At 73.8% G+C, this 16750-nt stretch carries 15 protein-coding genes; 13 read left to right on the top strand and 2 right to left on the bottom strand.

Going from position 1 to position 16750, the window contains the following annotated elements; genetic code table 11:
* Positions 1 to 637: 637 nt before the first annotated feature.
* The 4 genes from IH48_RS0130605 to IH48_RS36715 all read left to right on the top strand — a co-directional run bounded on the left by IH48_RS0130605 (position 638) and on the right by IH48_RS36715 (position 3411).
* Entirely contained in the window at positions 638 to 2242 is a 1605-nt protein-coding gene (locus IH48_RS0130605; RefSeq protein ID WP_030911944.1) for a phage tail sheath family protein, read from the top strand.
* 82 nt (positions 2243 to 2324) lie between these two features.
* Positions 2325 to 2762 carry a phage tail protein gene (locus tag IH48_RS0130600; RefSeq protein WP_030911941.1) on the top strand — a complete coding sequence of 146 codons (438 nt, stop codon included), beginning with the start codon at positions 2325 to 2327 and terminating at the stop codon, positions 2760 to 2762.
* Positions 2762 to 3256 carry a hypothetical protein gene (locus IH48_RS0130595; protein WP_030911938.1) on the top strand — a complete coding sequence of 165 codons (495 nt, stop codon included), beginning with the start codon at positions 2762 to 2764 and terminating at the stop codon, positions 3254 to 3256. The genes IH48_RS0130600 and IH48_RS0130595 overlap by 1 nt, the downstream gene beginning before the upstream one ends.
* Positions 3253 to 3411, top strand: a complete 159-nt coding sequence (locus IH48_RS36715; RefSeq protein ID WP_199810035.1) for a DUF6760 family protein — start codon at positions 3253 to 3255, stop codon at positions 3409 to 3411. The genes IH48_RS0130595 and IH48_RS36715 overlap by 4 nt, the downstream gene beginning before the upstream one ends.
* Here the strand turns inward: IH48_RS36715 and IH48_RS0130585 are convergent.
* Entirely contained in the window at positions 3386 to 4129 is a 744-nt protein-coding gene (locus tag IH48_RS0130585) for a hypothetical protein (RefSeq protein ID WP_158710379.1), read from the bottom strand. The genes IH48_RS36715 and IH48_RS0130585 overlap by 26 nt on opposite strands.
* Before the next feature lie 1273 nt (positions 4130 to 5402).
* Here IH48_RS0130585 and IH48_RS0130575 point away from each other — a divergent pair.
* The 9 genes from IH48_RS0130575 to IH48_RS0130535 all read left to right on the top strand — a co-directional run bounded on the left by IH48_RS0130575 (position 5403) and on the right by IH48_RS0130535 (position 15704).
* Positions 5403 to 6914, top strand: coding sequence for a hypothetical protein (locus tag IH48_RS0130575; protein WP_158710378.1), 1512 nt, complete (start codon positions 5403 to 5405; stop codon positions 6912 to 6914).
* A 72-nt stretch (positions 6915 to 6986) separates the two neighbouring features.
* Positions 6987 to 7424, top strand: coding sequence for a phage tail protein (locus tag IH48_RS0130570; protein ID WP_030911926.1), 438 nt, complete (start codon positions 6987 to 6989; stop codon positions 7422 to 7424).
* 34 nt (positions 7425 to 7458) lie between these two features.
* A complete protein-coding gene (locus IH48_RS0130565; protein WP_234434440.1) occupies positions 7459 to 8190 on the top strand; it encodes a LysM peptidoglycan-binding domain-containing protein in 732 nt (243 codons plus the stop codon).
* On the top strand, positions 8190 to 10091 hold the full coding sequence (locus tag IH48_RS0130560; RefSeq protein ID WP_030911920.1) for a VgrG-related protein: 1902 nt from the start codon (positions 8190 to 8192) through the stop codon (positions 10089 to 10091). The genes IH48_RS0130565 and IH48_RS0130560 overlap by 1 nt, the downstream gene beginning before the upstream one ends.
* Entirely contained in the window at positions 10091 to 10537 is a 447-nt protein-coding gene (locus IH48_RS0130555; RefSeq protein WP_030911917.1) for a GPW/gp25 family protein, read from the top strand. The genes IH48_RS0130560 and IH48_RS0130555 overlap by 1 nt, the downstream gene beginning before the upstream one ends.
* Positions 10537 to 12495 (top strand): putative baseplate assembly protein, encoded by a 1959-nt coding sequence (locus IH48_RS0130550; RefSeq protein WP_030911914.1) that lies wholly within the window; start codon positions 10537 to 10539, stop codon positions 12493 to 12495. The genes IH48_RS0130555 and IH48_RS0130550 overlap by 1 nt, the downstream gene beginning before the upstream one ends.
* Positions 12492 to 13064 carry a phage tail protein gene (locus IH48_RS0130545; RefSeq protein WP_030911911.1) on the top strand — a complete coding sequence of 191 codons (573 nt, stop codon included), beginning with the start codon at positions 12492 to 12494 and terminating at the stop codon, positions 13062 to 13064. The genes IH48_RS0130550 and IH48_RS0130545 overlap by 4 nt, the downstream gene beginning before the upstream one ends.
* Positions 13061 to 14590, top strand: coding sequence for a zinc ribbon domain-containing protein (locus IH48_RS0130540; RefSeq protein ID WP_037843716.1), 1530 nt, complete (start codon positions 13061 to 13063; stop codon positions 14588 to 14590). Before IH48_RS0130545 ends, IH48_RS0130540 begins: the two co-directional genes overlap by 4 nt.
* Before the next feature lie 292 nt (positions 14591 to 14882).
* Complete coding sequence (locus IH48_RS0130535) at positions 14883 to 15704, top strand: endo alpha-1,4 polygalactosaminidase (protein ID WP_420705558.1); 822 nt, start codon at positions 14883 to 14885, stop codon at positions 15702 to 15704.
* A gap of 67 nt (positions 15705 to 15771) precedes the next feature.
* Here the strand turns inward: IH48_RS0130535 and IH48_RS0130530 are convergent, their stop codons facing one another.
* Complete coding sequence (locus IH48_RS0130530; RefSeq protein ID WP_158710377.1) at positions 15772 to 16674, bottom strand: decarboxylase; 903 nt, start codon at positions 16672 to 16674, stop codon at positions 15772 to 15774.
* Positions 16675 to 16750: the final 76 nt, after the last annotated feature.

Raw genomic sequence — 16750 nt, 5'->3', positions numbered from 1 at the left:
CTCGTCGACGACGTCGCCGGTATTGCGCAGCCTCAGCCGGACACGAGCGGAACCTCCCGGATCCACAGTCGTCGAGGCAGGCTCCAGGGAGGTCCACAAACTCATGACCCGACGATACGTTGCCCCTCATCCCCCTGCCTCAGGTGCTGGGGCACCATGCGCCGACCGCGGGGCAGTCCGCCCTGCCCGTTCGGAAGACGGACCCGCGGCTCACGTGTTTGCCCGGCCCCGGGGCGGGGCATCGAAGGCCGTACGCGGGCTCCGGCCCCGGGCGCTGCAGCCGCCGAAGGCACACCGTCGCCATAACCGGCGCGGCGCCGCTACGGCAAGGCCCGAAAGGGCACTTCCGCGGGACGCAGGGGCAACGTGGCCTGCCCGGCTCGCGCCCGCGCCGCCCGACCCGGCCGTCCGCCGGGCCCGCGCACCCCGAGCGGCGCGCCATACTGGCTGGTAGGCGCGCAGGGGGCCAGGAACCGATGCCCCTTAGGGCAGCGACCATGCCCCCGGCAGGGCACGGAAGGTCCTTCCTCCGCCGCCGTCCATCGGTAATCGTTGTAGCCGTACACATCTCTGCGGCGTCGTACCGCTTGTACCGCCCACCCCCCCCGCTATTCCGTACCCCATAGGAGAGCAGAGCATGCCGTCGTACCTGTCGCCGGGCGTCTACGTCGAGGAGGTCGCCAGCGGCTCCCGTCCCATCGAGGGCGTGGGAACCTCCGTGGCGGCCTTCGTCGGACTCGCGCCCACCGGCCCGCTGAACAAGCCGACCCTGGTGACCAACTGGTCGCAGTACGTCGCCGCCTTCGGTGAGTTCACCGACGGGTACTACCTGGCGCACTCCGTCTACGGCTTCTTCAACAACGGCGGCTCCGCCGCGTACGTCGTGCGCGTCGGCGGGTCCGCCGAGGGCGCGAACGCGAGCGCGGAGGGACCGGCCGCCGTGTCCGCCCCGGCCGCCCGTGCCGCGCTCGAACCGGGCAAGCCCGCCGAGCTGGGTACCTTCACGGTCCGCGCCCTGCCCGCCGGCGGCAGCACCGGCACCGGCAAGCTGAGCGTCGAGGTGGCGGACGCGGACGGCGAAGGCCCCGCCGAGCGGTTCAAGCTGGTCGTCAAGGACGGCGACCAGGTCGTCGAGACCTTCGACGTGACCTCGAAGAAGAGCAACCGCAACTACGTGGTCACGCAGGTCAAGGAGCGCTCCAAGCGGATCACCGTCACGGAGAACGCGCCCTCGGCCCAGCTCGCCCGGCCCGACAACCAGACCGTGGCGCTCGCCAACCCGCCCGCTCCGGCCCCCGCCGCCCTGCCCGTCGAGCAGCAGGAGGACGGCCACGCCGGCCCCGCCGAGTACCTCGGCGACTCCTCCGACCGCACCGGCTTCGGTGGCCTTGAGGCGGTGGACGAGATCTCGATGGTCGCCGTCCCCGACCTGATGGCCGCCTACCAGCGCGGCGCCATCGACCTGGAGTCCGTCAAGGCCGTCCAGCTCGGGCTCATCGCCCACTGCGAGCTGATGGGCGACCGCGTCGCCGTCATCGACCCGCCGCCCGGCCTCAACGCCCGTGACATCAGGGTGTGGCGCCAGGAGACCGCCGGCTACGACTCGAAGTTCGCGGCCCTGTACTACCCGTGGATCAAGATCTTCGACCCGGCCACCGGCCAGGCCCGCATGGTCCCGCCGAGCGGCCACGTCTCCGGCATCTGGGCGCGCAACGACTTCGAGCGCGGCGTGCACAAGGCCCCGGCCAACGAGGTCGTGCGCGGCGTCGTCGACCTGGAGAACCAGATCACCCGCGGCGAGCAGGACCTGCTCAACCCGATCGGCGTCAACTGCATCCGCGCCTTCCCCGGCCGCGGCATCCGCATCTGGGGCGCCCGGACGATGTCCTCCGACCCGGCCTGGCGCTACATCAACATCCGCCGGTACTTCAACTACCTGGAGGAGTCGATCCTGATCGGCACCCAGTGGGTGGTGTTCGAGCCGAACGACGAGGCCCTGTGGTCGCGTATCCGGCGCAACATATCGGCGTTCCTCGTCAACGAGTGGCGCAACGGCGCCCTGTTCGGCTCGCGTCCCGAAGAGGCCTACTACGTCAAGTGCGACGCCGAGACCAACCCGTCGGAGTCCGTGGACCTCGGCCGGGTCATCTGCGAGATCGGCATCGCGCCCGTCAAGCCCGCCGAATTCGTGATCTTCCGGCTGGCGCAGTTCTCCGGCGGCAGCGGCGAGCTGGAGGAGTAGCCGGGCCGCGGCCGCGTGCCGCGCCCACCCCACCCCGTTCTGTGCGTGCCCACACGCACGTCACCAGTAGGAGAAGGACAGAATGCAGCCGGGCGATGCGCTCACTACCCATAATTTCGGCCTCCAGATCGACGGCGTCATGGTCGAGTTCCTGCACCAGGTCCAGGGTCTGAGCCTTGAGCAGGACGTCATCGAGTACCAGCAGGTCTCGGCCCAGGGCCACCCCGTCACGAAGAAGATGCCCGGCGTCAAGAAGGCCGGCGTCTGCACCGTCGTGCGCGGCATGACGCAGTCCCAGGCGTTCGACCAGTGGATCAACGAGTCCCTCGCGGGCCAGATGGACACGGCGCGCAAGAACGCCACGATCATGCACATGGACACCCTGAACAACCCGCAGAAGCGCTACCACCTGCGCAACGCGTGGTGCAGCAAGATCGAGGCCGGCAGTGTCACGGCCGGTGAGGCGCAGGCGCTCACCGAGACCGTCACGATCACCTACGAAGAACTGGTCATCGAGTAATGCGCCGTACGACTGCCCGTCCGCCCGCCGCGCCCGCAGTGCCGGGCGCGGCGGCGGACGAAGCTTCCGAACCCGCGCCGCAGGCCGCCGCTCCGGTGGCGGAGCGGGTGCCCGAGCGGCAGTCGCTGCGCACCGAGTTCGAGTTCGAACTGCCGCGCGGTTACGTCGACGCGACGGGCACCGTGCACCGCAACGGATCCATGAGGCTGGCGACCGCGCGGGACGAGCTGATCCCGCTGCGGGACGTCCGCGTCCAGGAGAACCCCGCATACCTCTCGGTGGTGCTGCTCGGCCGGGTCATCACCCGGCTGGGCACGGTCGCGCAGGTCCACGACGGCGTGGTGGAGAACATGTTCGCCTCCGACCTCGCCTTCCTCCAGGACTTCTACCGGCAGGTCAACGCCGAGGGACACACCCGGGCCGGGGTGACGTGCCCGCACTGCGAGCAGCCCTTCGAGGTGGAGCTCGGCGGGAGCCGCCTGGGGGAATCGTGACGTACGCGACCGACCGCATTCATGAGGAGATCGCGTACATCGCCTACCACTTCCACTGGAGCCTGGAGGACGTCCTGGACCTCGAACACCGCGACCGGCGGCGCTACGCGCAGGAGATAGCCTCTCTCGTCAACCGAGCCTCGGCGGAGGGCTGATGGGGTTCCTCGACAGGCTGCGCGGGCGGCCAGGGGCGGCCCGCGGGACAGCGGACACGACGGGCGCAAGCACGTCAGGAGCCGGCGCGGCGCAGGCCGCGCCGGCCGGCGGGCGTGCGCCACAAACGCCCCACGCGGCGGACGCCGCGCGCACGGGGGGCGGCACGGCGGGCTGGTCCGCCCTGCCGCCCATCCAGCGCGCGGCGGCCACCGCATCGCCCGGGCCCGTCGCCGACGCGGGGTTCAGCTCCTCGCTCACCACCTGGCGCAACCCCTCGTTCGCCGGGACGCTTTCGCATGCCGTGCTCGACGGCGCGCCTGGCGGGCTGGTCGGCGGCGCCCTCACGGTGCCGCCGGTCGCGTCGGGCTCCCCGCAGCTCGACATGCCCTCGCTGACCCTGCCCGTCGCGCCCAGGGACGTGCCCCAGGCACCCGGGGAGCCGGAGCCCCCGGCCTCCCTGTGGACGCGCACCGGCGCGAACGGCCCGGGGCCCGCGCTGCCCGTCAGCAGGCCATCGGGTGCCAGGGTGGCGCCGGTGGCGCCGCCGCCCACGCCCAGGCCCGGGTCGGCGGCTCTGACCAGGGCCACCCCCGTCCAGCGGCGTTCCCTGCCGGCGGCGCCGACCCCGCCGGCCCGCAAACCGGCCCAGAACGCGCCGGCGGCGAAGGCGGCACCGGCACCGGCCGCGGGGACCCGCGCGCCGGCGTCGTCGTCCACCGCCCCGTCCCCCGCGGCGAACAAGCCCGCCGCACCGCCGCGTTCCGCGCCCCCGGCCGCACCCCCCGCACGCACGGGCACCGCCCCGGGCGCCGCGCCGGGTTCGCGTCCCTCGGCAGGACCCGCGCCAACCACCTCTGCTCAGGCGCCGCAGGCCGCGCCGCTGCGTACAGGGACGTCCGGGCCGGCCGGCCCTCCCGTCGAGATGCCGGTCCAGCGGCGCACCACCCCTGCGCAGGCGCACGGCGGGCTCGGCGCGCCCGTTTCGGGGACGCCCGCTTCCCCGGCACCGGCCGCCGGTACGCCCGTGTCCGGTACGCCCGCCGCCTCGGCTCCCGCGTCTTCCGCGCCGTCAGGACCCGAAGCCGCGCCGCCGCCCTCCGCGACTTCCGCCGGGCCCGCGCCCGCCTCCCCGGCCGCGCCCGCCCCCTCGGCGGGTGGGCCGCAGCGCCGCCGCCCCCTGCTGGGCGCGCCGCTGTCGCAGACGGGGCAGTCAGGCACCGGCAAGCCCACGGCGGACGCCGGACGGGACGGCAAGCCGTCCGTCCCGCTGCGCGGCCCCGCCGCGGCCCCCGGCAATCCGCTGTCGGTACAGCGCTCGGCCGCTTCGCCCGGCCGCGCGCAGCCGCTCACGGAGCCCGCGCGCCGCACGCCGCCCCCCGCGGGCCAGGACGGCGGGGCCCGCCCCGCCTCGCCCGGCGCGGCGCCCGCTCCATCCGGTACGGCGCCCGCGCGATCCGGTGCGGGACGGCCGGCCGGCGCCCCGACCGCGTCGGCTCCGGGCGAGCCGTCCGCGGGAGCGGCGGCGCGGGCACCGCTGAGCGGCGTGACGCCCTCTGCGTCCACCCCCGTGCGGCCGGCAGGGCCCGGGGCCGTCGGCCCGGCGGGCCCGGTCGCACCGCGCTCCGGTGCCCAGGCGCCAGGTGGACCGGCGGCCACGCCCGTGCAGCGCAGCCAGACCGGCAGCCCGCGGACCGGCACGCAGTCCGCACCCAGCACCCCGGCGCCGCAGGGGAGTTCCCCGGGGGCGGGTTCGCCGTCCGCGGGTTCCCCGTCCGCTGCGCCCGCCGGCCCCGCGCCCGCGGCAGCCTCGGGGCCCACCGCCCCGGCCGACGGGGCGCCTTCGGCAGGCGGCCCCGCCGGTGCCCCCGGCCGGGCCCCGGCGCGCCCTGCTGCGCCCGGCTCTTCCTCTCCGGCTCCCGGATCGGCGCCGAGCGCGGCTCCCGTGCACGTGCAGCGCGCCGCCGCTCCTCGCCCGGCCCCGCTGCCCGTCGTGCCGGTACGGCGTAACGCGGCGGCCCCCGCGCCCGGGGCGGACCGCCCCGCGCCCGTCGCCGCCCGGCCCGTCGGCGCGCCCGCCGCGCCGACGGCCGGTCAGGTGCTGCCGGCCGGTTCCGCAGCGACGCCCGCCGCCGCACCGGCGGCCGCCTCGCCCGCGCCGGCCACAGGCCTTGCCGCGCCGACCGTGACAGCTCCCGACGCCCCCGTGAGCGTCTCCCGGCCGTCGCTTCCGCTGGCCTCGGCACGGCCCCTGTCGCCCGCGCTGCCCCCGGCAGCCGCGGCCCCGGCCGTGCAGCGCGCCGCCGCGCCCGCCGCCGTGCCGCTCCGGCGCACCGCGCCGGCCGCCGCACCGGCAGCGCCCGCCCCGCAGCCGGGCCGCACGTCCCGTCCCGGCGCCGGCGGCACCCCGGTGCAGCGCCGCGCCGCCGCGCCCGCGAGCGGCGGGGTCGCCGCACCGGCCGGGACCGCCGCCCCCGCAGGCCGTGCACCTGCCGTGCCGCCCGCCGCGCCCGGGCGCCCGGCCGCCGGCGGCGGCCCCGCGTCTCCCGGAGGCGCTCCCATCGCGCCGGCGCGCCCCGCGAGCGGCCCGGCGGTCCAGCGTCTCGCGGCGCCTGCGGCGCCTTCCGCGCCGTCGGCCGGTGGGACCGGCGGACCGGGTGGCGCGCAGGTCGTCCAGCGCCTCACCGCCCCGGCCGCGCCCGGACGGGCCACGGCCACACGCGGCGCCGCGCCCGGGGCCGCCTCCGCCCTCGCCGCCCCGCCGCTGCCGCCAGGCCTGCCCGCCTCCGCGGCGCCGTCCGCGTCGGCGGCGCTGTCCGCGCCCGACCCGTACGCGTGGCTGCCGCCCGCTCTCGCGGCGCATGCCGCACGTTCCGCGGCGCCCGGCAGCGGTCCCGTACAGGGCGGCGGCCCGGCCCCGGCACCGGGCGGAACACCGGCAACGCCCGTGCAGCGCGCGGCCGCCAGGCCGGCGCGGTCCGGGCTCAGGCCGCCCCAGGGCGGATCGGCGCCCGCCCCCGCCCGCACCACAGCCGGGCCGGGCACCGCGCCTGCCGGGACCGTCAACGCGCCCGTACGTATGACGGCCGCGCCCGCGCCGCCGCCCGTCGCGCTGCCGGTGCAGCGGGACATGCTGGCCAAGCATGCCCAGCCCGCCACCGAGCATGCGGCGCAGTCGGCGTTCGCCCTCCCCGCGGCCGTGACCTCGCAGGCCGAGCGGGCCGCACAGCCCTCCGGCCTCTCCGGGTTCGAACTGGCCCGGCAGCAGCAGCCCGCGCAGCCCCGCAGGCGGGCCACGTCCGAGCGCAAGGTCAAGGCGGCCGAGGCGGCCGCCAAGGCCGACCGCGGCGTCAGGACCACGGACGAGTTCGAGCCGACGAAGCTGACGGACCGGCAGGTCGACGAGTTGCTGCACCGGCTGATCGGCCCGCTGACCCGCCTGCTGAGAACCGAATTCCGCCTCGACCGTGAACGCGTCGGCAGACTGCGCGACCCGCGCCGCTGACTCCAGGCACCGGTGGCCAGGGAGCCCACCGACCCGAGGCGAACCCCCTACCGCACACGAAAGGCCGCCCCGATGTCCAGCGATCTCGACCCGGGATCCACGATCTTCTTCACCCTGTCCATCGACGGCGAGAGCCTGGGGTTCTTCAACGGCTGCGAGGGGCTGTCCTCCGAGGTGGAGGTCGAAGACCGCCAGGAGGGCGGCAACAACGGGTTCGTATGGAGGCTCCCCACGCGCGTGACGTTCTCCACCATCCGCCTGACCCGGCCCCTGACCGCCGAAACGGCGAGCGTCGCCGCCTGGATCTCCTCCATCACCACCGGGGTGCAGCGGCCGACCGCCGAGATCAGCGCGCTGCGCGCGGACGGCTCCCTGGTGGCCCGCTGGGGGCTGCTCGACGTCCTGCCGGTGCGCTGGCAGGGCCCGTCGCTCGACCCGGCCAACCCGTCCGTCGCCACCGAGGTCCTTGAGATCACCCATCACGGGTTCACCGATGTGGAGGGGGAGTAGCACCATGGCAGGCAAGAGCAGCAAGATGGGCAAGATGGAGAAGGCCGGCGAGCACCTGAGCCAGCTCATGGGCAGCCTGGTCCACGCTCACCTCGCGATCCACGAGCCCCCGCTCGGGTACAGCACCACGCCGGGCGGGCTGATCAAGGCGCTCGACTTTGAATTCAACCCGTCGCAGCTCTCGATGAGCCGCCGCGCCCAGTGGCAGTCCACGCCCACGGCCGCGCTGCGGGACGGCGTGGTCCCCGAGTTCATGGGGCCCGAGCCGCGCGAGCTGTCCGTCGAGATCTTCTTCGACCGGTCGGACGACCCCGACAGCAACGACGTGATGAAGATGGTCGAGTCGCTGTTCCGCTGCTGCGAGGTGACGTCCGCGAGCATCGCGGCGAAGCAGCCGTCCACGCCGTGGGTCATCTTCCAGTGGGGCTCGTTCAAGACCGCCAGGTTCCACGCGTACGTCGCTTCCGTCGAGGCGACGTACACGCTCTTCGGCACCACGGGCATGCCGATCCGGGCCACCTGCCAGATGCAGTTGCACGAGATCCCTTCCGATACGCTGGGGCAGAACCCGACGTCCGGTGCGCTCACCGCCCGCCGCGTGCACCGCCTCGTCGCGGGCGACACCCTCCAGTCGCTCGCCTGGCGGGAGTACGGGGACGCCACCGTCTGGCGCGCGATCGCCGACGCCAACGGCATCGACGACCCGGCGCAGCTCACACCGGGCACCGAGCTCATGCTGCCCGCAGTCGAAGAGGTCACCGCCTGATGCCCCAGCTCGCGTTCTCCAGCGTCATCGACGTCCACATAGGCGGGTCCAAGCTGCCGAAGAAGGTCGCCGAGCAACTCGTCGGCGCGTGGGTCGACCTGGGCGCCGGGGTACCGGGCGCCTTCGAGCTCGTCTTCCGCGACCAGCACAGGAAGGTGCTCAAGCTCGGCGGCATCAAGATCGGCTCGAAGGCCGTGCTGTCGCCCGTCTCGGACGGCAAGGGTGCCCACGACCCGCTGCTCACCGGCGAGGTCACCGCGCTGGAGACGGACTACGACGGCAAGGGCACGTTCACCGTCGTGCGCGGCTACGACCTCGGCCACCGCCTGCTGCGCAGGCGCCGGGTGTTCGGCTTCCCCGACATGACCGCCACCCAGATAGTCCGGGACATCCTGGGCGACCACGGGATACCCAAGGGCAAGATCGAGTCGACCGGCGCCGCCTACGACTTCGTCACCCAGGACAACGTGACCGACTGGGACTTCATCGCCCGGCTCGCCGACGAGAACGACAAGCTGTTCTACCTGGACCCGCACGGCAAGTTCCAGTTCGTCGCCCGCGAGGACGCCTCGGGCGCGCCTCCCGAGTCGACGCCGAGCGACAAGAGCCCGCTGATCCTCCAGGCCGGCCACGACGTGAAGCGCTGCCGGGCCGGCGTGACCTCCGCCGATCAGGTCCGCGATGTGCGGGCGCGCGGCTGGAACGTCGACGCGAAGCAGACCCTGAAGTCAACCGCCCAGTCATCCAGCAACGACGGCTTCAAGATCGGCACGACACCCGGCAAGGCCGGGGCCGGCTTCAAGCTGGCCCCGCTGGTCGAGACGTCGACCCCGTACGACAAGATCGGACGCGTCGAGCGGGCGGCGAAGTCGCTGGCCGACGACGTGACCTCGTCGTTCGCCGAGCTCGAGGTCACCGTGCGCGGCAACCCGAAGCTGCGGCCCGACACCGCCGTGACGCTCAAGGACGTCGGCGACCCGTTCGAGGGCAAGTACACCGTGACCGGCGCACGGCACGTCTTCGCGTCGGGGCGGCCCTACGAGACGCTGGTGACCGTCAGCGGCCGGCAGTGGCGGTCCCTCTACGGTCTTGCCTCGGGCGGCACGAGCGCCGCGCCGCGCCTGCCGTCCGTCGCGAACGCGCTCGTCACGGACACCAAGGACCCGCTCAAGCAGGGCCGGGTGAAGCTGGAGTTCCCGTGGCTCGACGACAAGTACGTCAGCGACTGGACCCGCGTCGTGCAGTACGGCGGGGTGGACGGCGGCAGCATCATGCCGCTCGACGTCAAGGACGAGGTCCTGGTCGCCTTCGACCGCGGGGCGCTCGACCACCCGTATGTCATCGGCGGGCTCTACAACGGCAAGGACCACCCGAAGCGTGACGACGTGCCGCTGCACGACAAGCTCAGCGGCAAGGCGAGCAGGCACACCATCTCGGACCGCGATTTCAACCGCATGGACCTGCTCAGCCAGCGCACCGGACTGCGCAAGCGTGGGGTGCGGCTGAGCACCGGCGACGACCATCTCGTCATCAACATGGACCGGACGAAGACCGAGATCACCATCGACAGCAGGGGCGGCGTCACCATCAAGGGCAACCGGTCGGTGTCCGTCGAGGCCGGCGCGGACATCAGACTCGACGCGAAGGGCGTCATCAACCTGAAGTCAGGGGGCGCGATGACCTTCGAGTCGGGCGGCGCCATGAACCTCACCTCGACGGCGATGGCGCTCAACGCGCGCGCCGCGCTCAGCATCTCCGCCGGCATGGAGGCGAACATCAAGGCCGGCCTCGCGATGCAGCTCATGGCCGGGCCCAACATGACGCTGACAGCCGTATCGATGGACCTGGTGACCGAGGGCGGCCCCGAGGTGCTCCTCGCCAACGGAATGCCGATCGTCTGATGCCCGAACAATTCGTAGGATCCGGCTGGTCCTTCCCGATGCGCATCAGCCCGACCGGGGGCATCGCCCTCGTCAGCGGGGAGCGCGAGGTGGAGGAGGCCATGCACCTGGTGCTCGCCACCGCTCCCGGCGAGCGCCCGATGCGGCCCGAATTCGGCTGCGCCATCCACGACATGGTCTTCGCGCCGATCAACGAGGCCACCGCGGGCCGCATCCAGCACGAGGTGTACACCAGTCTCGACCGGTGGGAGCCGCGCATCGAGGTGCACGACGTGGAGGTGACCCCCGGCAACGATCCCGGGGTGCTGCACATCGACGTCCGCTACTCGATCCGCGGCACCAACAACCCGCGCAGCCTCGTCTTCCCGTTCTACGTCATCCCCTCACACGACGATCCCGAGTCACCGCCCGAAGGCGGCGGACCGGCCACCGAAAGCGACCGCTGATGGCACTGCCCTCCCCGAACCTCGACGACCGGCGCTTCCAGCAGTTCGTCGACGACGCCAAGCGCTACATCCAGCAGCGCGCCCCGGAGTGGACCGACCACAACGTGTCCGACCCCGGCGTCACCCTTGTGGAGACGGTCGCCCACATGGCCGACCAGATCGTGTACCGGCTCAACCGCGTGCCGGAGAAGAACCACCTGGCCTTCCTCGACCTCGTGGGGATCACGCTCTTCCCGCCGACCGCCGCGCGCACCGATGTGACGTTCTGGCTGTCGGCGCCGCAGGAGGACCCCATCACCGTGCCGCTGGGGACGCAGACGGCCACCGCGCGCGCCGACGGCGAGGAGTCCGTCGTCTTCTCGACCGAGCGTGAACTGACGATCGTCCCCAGCACGTTGAGCCACCTGGCGGTGCACAACAGCGGCCAGGCCGTCGTCGACCGCAGCGCGGACCTCGTCGAGGAGAAGCACGTGCTGTGCTTCTCCGAGTCGCCGCGCGCGGGCGACTGCATGCTGCTCGGCCTCAGCGCGGCCGTACCGCACTGCGCGGTGGCGCTTCGGCTCGACAGCCGCGTCGACGGTGTCGGTGTCGACCCGCGCCAGCCCCCGCTGGCCTGGGAGGCGTGGACGGCCGACGGCTGGGTCGCGTGCGAGGTCGAGCAGGACACCACCGGTGGCCTCAACCGGCCGGGCGACGTCGTGCTGCACGTGCCCGGCGGCCACGTCCTGTCGCGCGCGGGGCGCCACGAGGGCGGCTGGCTGCGCTGCCGCGTCACCGAGCCCGGGCCCAACCAGCCCTTCTACACCACCTCGCCGACGGTGCGCTCCGCCGAGGCGTTCACCATGGGGGGCACCGCGCCCGCCGTGCACGCGGACGCGGTCTACGACGAGGCGCTCGGCGAGTCCACGGGCCTGCCCGGCCAGCGCCTGCGGCTCGCGCATGCCCCCGTCGTCGGCGACGTGCCGCCGCTGCTGCTCCAGGTCGCCGAGTACGACGGCTGGACCGACTGGCAGGTCGTCCAGCACTTCGCCGCGTCAGGGCCGAAGGACCGCCACATCACCCTGGACCCGGCCACCGGCGAGATCGCCTTCGGACCCGCCGTGCGCGAGGCCGACGGCACACTGCGCAACTACGGTGCGGTGCCGGCCAAGGGCGCCGTGATACGGGCACGCCGCTACCGCACGGGCGGCGGCCGCACCGGCAACGTCGCCCGCGGCGTCATACGGACGCTGCGCGACTCGGTGCCGTACGTCACCGAGGTCATCAACCGCGAGGCCGCACACGGCGGTGTGGACGGCGAGACGGTCGAGGAGGCCAAGGCGCGCGCGCCGCTGACGCTGCGCGCCCAGGACCGGGCCGTCACCCTGCGCGACTACGAGCAGCTCGCCCGGCACGCCGCGCCCGAGACCGCCCGCATCACCTGCATCGAGGGCGAGCCCGAGGAGCACGGCGCCTACGCGGTGCGCGTCCTCGTCGTGCCGCGTGCGGTGCCCGACCCCGGCGGCAGGCTGCGCTTCGAGCAGCTCGTCCCGGCCGACCGGCTGCTGGAGCGGATCACCGGCTACCTCGACGAGCGCCGCCTGATCGGCACCCGGCTCGCGGTGGGCCCGCCCTACTACCAGGGCGTCACCGTCGTCACCACGCTGCACGCCTTCCGCGGCGCGGACGTCGACCGCGTCAGGCGTCAGGCCCTCGACGCGCTCTACCGCCACCTCGACCCGCTCACCGGCGGCGTCGACGGCAAGGGCTGGCCCTTCGGCCGCCCCGTCCAGTCGGGCGAGGTCTTCTCGGTGCTGCAGCGCGTGCCCGGCGTGGCACTCGTCGACGACGTGGCGCTGCACCCCGCCGACCCGCTGACCGGCAAGCGCGGCGACCGCACGGACCGCATCGACCTCGACGCGCCGTCGCTGGTCTTCCCCTACGACCACCACGTCCGCGTCATCGAGGGGGTCTCGTGAGAGGCTCCGTCGACGGCCTCGCCTCCTCGGCCCCGCTCGGCACGATGCTGCCCGCGGTCTTCGCGGACGACGACCTGGCGCAGCGGTTCGTCGCCGGGCTCGACGAGGTGATCGCCCCGATCCTCAACGTCCTCGACTGCCTGGACACGTACTTCACGCCGTCCCTCGCGCCGGCGGACTTCGCCCGCTGGCTCGGCGACTGGGTCGGTGCGGAGACCGACGGCATCCAGGACGACGAGCCCGGCGGCGAGGCGCGGCTGCGCGCCGCGGTCGCCGCGGCCGTGAGCCTGCACCGCGCACGCGGCACCCGCCAGGGCCTCGCCGAGGCCGTGCGCCTCGCCTTCGGCGTCGAACCCGAGATCACCGAGAGCGGCGGCGCCGCCTGGAGCGCCCGTCCCCGCGGCCCCGTTCCCGGCGACCGCCGGCCCCACCTGAAGGTCTCCATCCGTCTGCCCGCCCCGACGCCCGCCGACGAGTACCGGCTGGACGATCTGGTGGCGGCCGCGCGCCCCGCCCACATGCCCTACACGGTCCAGGTGACCGCCGCGGAAAGGACCTCCAAGAGATGACGAGCAGTTGGGCCTCCGGTGGGCACGGGGAGGGCGAGCGCACCCTGACCTGCGACCAGTGCGGCACCCCCCAGGAGCCGGGCCAGGCTTTCTGCGACACGTGCAACGCGGTGCTGGTCTGGAGCCCCGTCGCCTCCGACCAGGCGCCGGCCGCCGCCAAGCAGACGCCCGCCCAGGACCCGCCCCCTTACGTGCCCGCTCAGGAGAGCCCCGCGGAACGCGAGCGGCCTGCGTCCCCCCAGCCCGAGTGGCACACCCCCGCACAGCCGATGCCGTATGCCGTCTCGTCGCCGGTGCACGGGGCCCCCTCGTCGCCGCTGCCGCAGGCGTCCTCCGGGCCGTCGGCCGCCCCGGCGGCTGCCGCACCGGTGTCGATGCCGATGCCGATGGCCATGCCGCTGCCGGCCGAGAACCAGGACGAGGACGAGGACGACCCCACGGAGCCGCTCGACACCCGGGGCGTGCGGCCGGGCGCCGGTCAGGCTCCGGCGCCCGGCTACTCCCACGGCGCGGACCCCGGCTACGCGGCGCAGGGCAACTCGCCCTACGGCCCGGCAGCCGCGGGCGCGGGCCAGGGGCCCGGCGGCGGGCCCCACGGGGGCGGCGGGCAGCCGTGGCCGCAGTCGGACGACGCGGCCGAGCGGGCGAGGGCCCTGCTCGTGCCGGTCGACGAGCCGCAGGCCAGGCCGGAGCGCGAGCAGCCCGTCGCCCCGGTCCTGCCGGGACGCCCCGAGCCCGTGCGGCCCGGCGTGCGCGCCCCGGGCGAGCAGCAGATCCAGGGCGGCATCCCGTGCCCGTGGTGCGGCACGACCAACCGTCCTGACCGCCACTTCTGCACCCGGTGCGCCATGCGGATGTCGGAGTCGCCGGACGGCGGGCCGCGTGCGCCCTGGTGGCGCCGGCTGTTCGACCGCAACAACCGCGAGCAGCCGTGGGCCGGCGAGCGGCCGCGGCTGCGCTGGCAGTTCGGCCGCATCGTCAAGTACGTCGTCTGGGCCGCCGTGCTCGGCCTCGTCGTGTGGGGCGCGACGAACGTCGGCGCGGGCGTCTCCGCGGTACGCGACCACTTCGCCAGCCGTGCGTCGCTCGCGCCCGACTCCGTCAAGGCGTCGCACTCGTACCCGCACCACGACCCGAAGCTCGCTTTCGACAAGTACAGCAACACCTGGTGGGGCCCGGGCATCTCGGAGTCCGGGCAGGGCGAGTGGATCGAGGCGCACTTCCAGGAGCCGGTGAACCTCCTCGACGTCGGCATCACCTCGGGCGAGTCCGCGCACGCCGACTCGCTGTCCAAGTCGGCGCGCCCGCACCGCATGCAGGCCCTCGTCACCACGGACGACGGCAAGACCCACACCATGGAACTCGTCCTCGACCAGACCAGCGGCTTCCAGTCGCGCGCCTTCAGGTATCACAACGTCACGTCGGTGCGCTTCACGCTGGGGACCGCCTACGGCGTGGACGCGAAGAAGCAGGTGGCCATCGCCGAGATCGAGTTCTTCGGACCCTCCCAGGGCGGCAGCGACTGAGCCGCCGCGTCCCGCCCCGCCCGCACGGCTGGGCGGGACGCGCCATTCCCGGCACCCAACGACCGCTCACATTCGAGCTGTTGACATGACGAGTTCCGCTCGCTTTACTCCACTCAACGCCAGGATCGAGCATCCGGCGCCAGAGGTACGCCCAGCCGGTGAGCGGCCCGCAGTGCCGCGAGTCCGGACAAAGTCGCCAGGGCACTCCAGAGCCCGAGGCGGGGACGTATCCCCCATCTTCTGGAGCTCCACGATGCGTGCTCACCGTGTCCGGTCCCGCAGATCCCTCGCCATGTCGGCCGCTGCCGCGCTGGCCGTCGCCACGCCGCTGGTCGCGTGCTCCACCGCGGGCGCTTCGACCACCCAGGGCGCCGCCGCGTCCACCACCGCCGCCGCGTCCACCGGAGTCACACTTCCGCCGGCGCACGCCGGGTTCGACTACCAGATCGGCGGCGCCTACAAGCCGCCGGCCGGCGTGAAGGTCGTCAGCCGCGACCACTCGGCCTCCCCGGCGGCGGGCCTGTACAACATCTGCTACGTCAACGCCTTCCAGGCACAGGAAGGGGCGGAGGGCGACTGGGACTCCGACCTGCTGCTGCGGGACGCGAACGGCAAGGTCGTCTACGACGACGGCTGGGACGAGGCCGTCCTCGACATCCGTACCGCCGCCAAGCGTGAGCGGATCGCCGCCAAGGTGGACGGCTGGATCGACAGCTGCGCGAGCAAGGGCTTCCAGGCCGTCGAGCCCGACAACTTCGACACCTTCACCCGCTTCCCCGAGCTCCTCACGTCGAACGAGGCCGAGGCCTTCATCAAGCTGCTCTCGGACCACGCGCACGCCAAGGGCCTGGCCATCGCGCAGAAGAACACCTCCGAGCTCGCGGGCGACCACGCGGGCAACGGGCTCGACTTCGCGATCGCTGAGGAGTGCGGCCGCTACGACGAGTGCGGGGTCTACACCTCGGCCTACGGCGACCACGTGATCGCCATCGAGTACACGGCCGCGGGCCTGAGGAAGACCTGCTCAGGCTACGGCGACCGCATCAGCGTCGTCCGCCGCGACGTCGACGTCTCGCCCATCGGCAGCGACGGCTACCTGCGCCAGACCTGCTGATCCGCACCGCCCCGGAGACCGGCCCGGCGCGCCCGCCGCAGCACGCGGGCGCGCCGGGCCGCCGCCGTCACCACGCCTGCGTGCCCGTCTGCGTGCCCGACGCCTCGCCCTGCCGCGGCTCCGGGCTCCGGCTGAGCTCGTCGGCCGCGGGAAGCTCCTGACCCGGCAGCCCGAGCGCCCGCAATTCGGCCGGCGCCACCTCGCACCGCGCGCCCGCGAGGCCCATGCCCGCGCGCGCCACCGGGTCGAGCAGGGCCTGGTACGGGCCGACGGCCGAGACCCCGATGGAGCGCAGGGCCGTCCACATCGTCACCTGGTTGGCGGACAGCACCGGGATCCGCAGCTCCGCCTCCAGCTGAGGGATCACGTCGTACGTGGGGAGGTTGGTGCAGCTGATGAAGAGCGCGTCCGCACCCTCCGCCACACCGCTGCGCGCCATCTCCGCCACGCCCTGGTAGGGCACCCGCCAGATCTCCCGCGTCAGGCCCAGGTAGGAGCGCCCGGTCACCGTCATGCCGGCCTCGGCGAGGAAGTCCTCCAGCGCGTCGGTCAGCGACTTGGTGTACGGGGTGATGACGGCGACCTTCCGCACGCCGATCTCCGACAGCGCGTCGATCAGCCCGCCCGACGTGGTCGTGGCCGGCAGCGGGCCGACGTCACCCATCGCCGCGCACATGGCACGCTCGCCGAGCAGCCCGGAGATGAAGCTGCCCGACGTGCACGCGTACGTGACCGCGCCGGGCCGGATCGCCGTGAGCGTGCGCACCGCCATCCGCAGGGTCTCGTGCTCGCTGATGATCCTCGCCATGTCTGGCGTGACCTCGACCGGCACGAAAGGTGTCCGGGTCAGATGCAGGCAGACGTCGTCGGGCACCCAGCGCCAGAGCTCACGGTCGAGGGCGAAGTCGAACGGCGCGACCACCCCGATGCCCCGCTGCGGAACGGGACCGCCGAGGAATGTGATGTCCACTGGAAACCCCTTTGCGGCGAAGAAGAAACGGGGTCACCGGGCGCGCCCGGCGGGCGCACCACGGAAGGGTCTTGCG

It is taken from the genome of Streptomyces sp. NRRL F-5126 (assembly GCF_000721265.1).
In the GTDB taxonomy this organism is placed as follows: Bacteria; Actinomycetota; Actinomycetes; order Streptomycetales; family Streptomycetaceae; genus Streptomyces.
Note: the sequence above shows the minus strand (reverse complement) of the source record. Positions and strands in the feature narration are given on the sequence as shown.

Excerpts from the sequence above, each read along its gene's own strand:
- IH48_RS0130555 (WP_030911917.1), top strand. The coding sequence starts at position 10,091 with ATGCCCGAACAATTCGTAGGATCCGGCTGGTCCTTCCCGATGCGCATC.
- IH48_RS0130535 (WP_420705558.1), top strand. The coding sequence starts at position 14,883 with ATGTCGGCCGCTGCCGCGCTGGCCGTCGCCACGCCGCTGGTCGCGTGC.
- IH48_RS0130550 (WP_030911914.1), top strand. The coding sequence starts at position 10,537 with ATGGCACTGCCCTCCCCGAACCTCGACGACCGGCGCTTCCAGCAGTTC.
- IH48_RS0130600 (WP_030911941.1), top strand. The coding sequence starts at position 2,325 with ATGCAGCCGGGCGATGCGCTCACTACCCATAATTTCGGCCTCCAGATC.
- IH48_RS0130605 (WP_030911944.1), top strand. The coding sequence starts at position 638 with ATGCCGTCGTACCTGTCGCCGGGCGTCTACGTCGAGGAGGTCGCCAGC.
- IH48_RS0130570 (WP_030911926.1), top strand. The coding sequence starts at position 6,987 with ATGTCCAGCGATCTCGACCCGGGATCCACGATCTTCTTCACCCTGTCC.
- IH48_RS0130540 (WP_037843716.1), top strand. The coding sequence starts at position 13,061 with ATGACGAGCAGTTGGGCCTCCGGTGGGCACGGGGAGGGCGAGCGCACC.
- IH48_RS0130560 (WP_030911920.1), top strand. The coding sequence starts at position 8,190 with ATGCCCCAGCTCGCGTTCTCCAGCGTCATCGACGTCCACATAGGCGGG.
- IH48_RS0130595 (WP_030911938.1), top strand. The coding sequence starts at position 2,762 with ATGCGCCGTACGACTGCCCGTCCGCCCGCCGCGCCCGCAGTGCCGGGC.
- IH48_RS0130565 (WP_234434440.1), top strand. The coding sequence starts at position 7,459 with ATGGAGAAGGCCGGCGAGCACCTGAGCCAGCTCATGGGCAGCCTGGTC.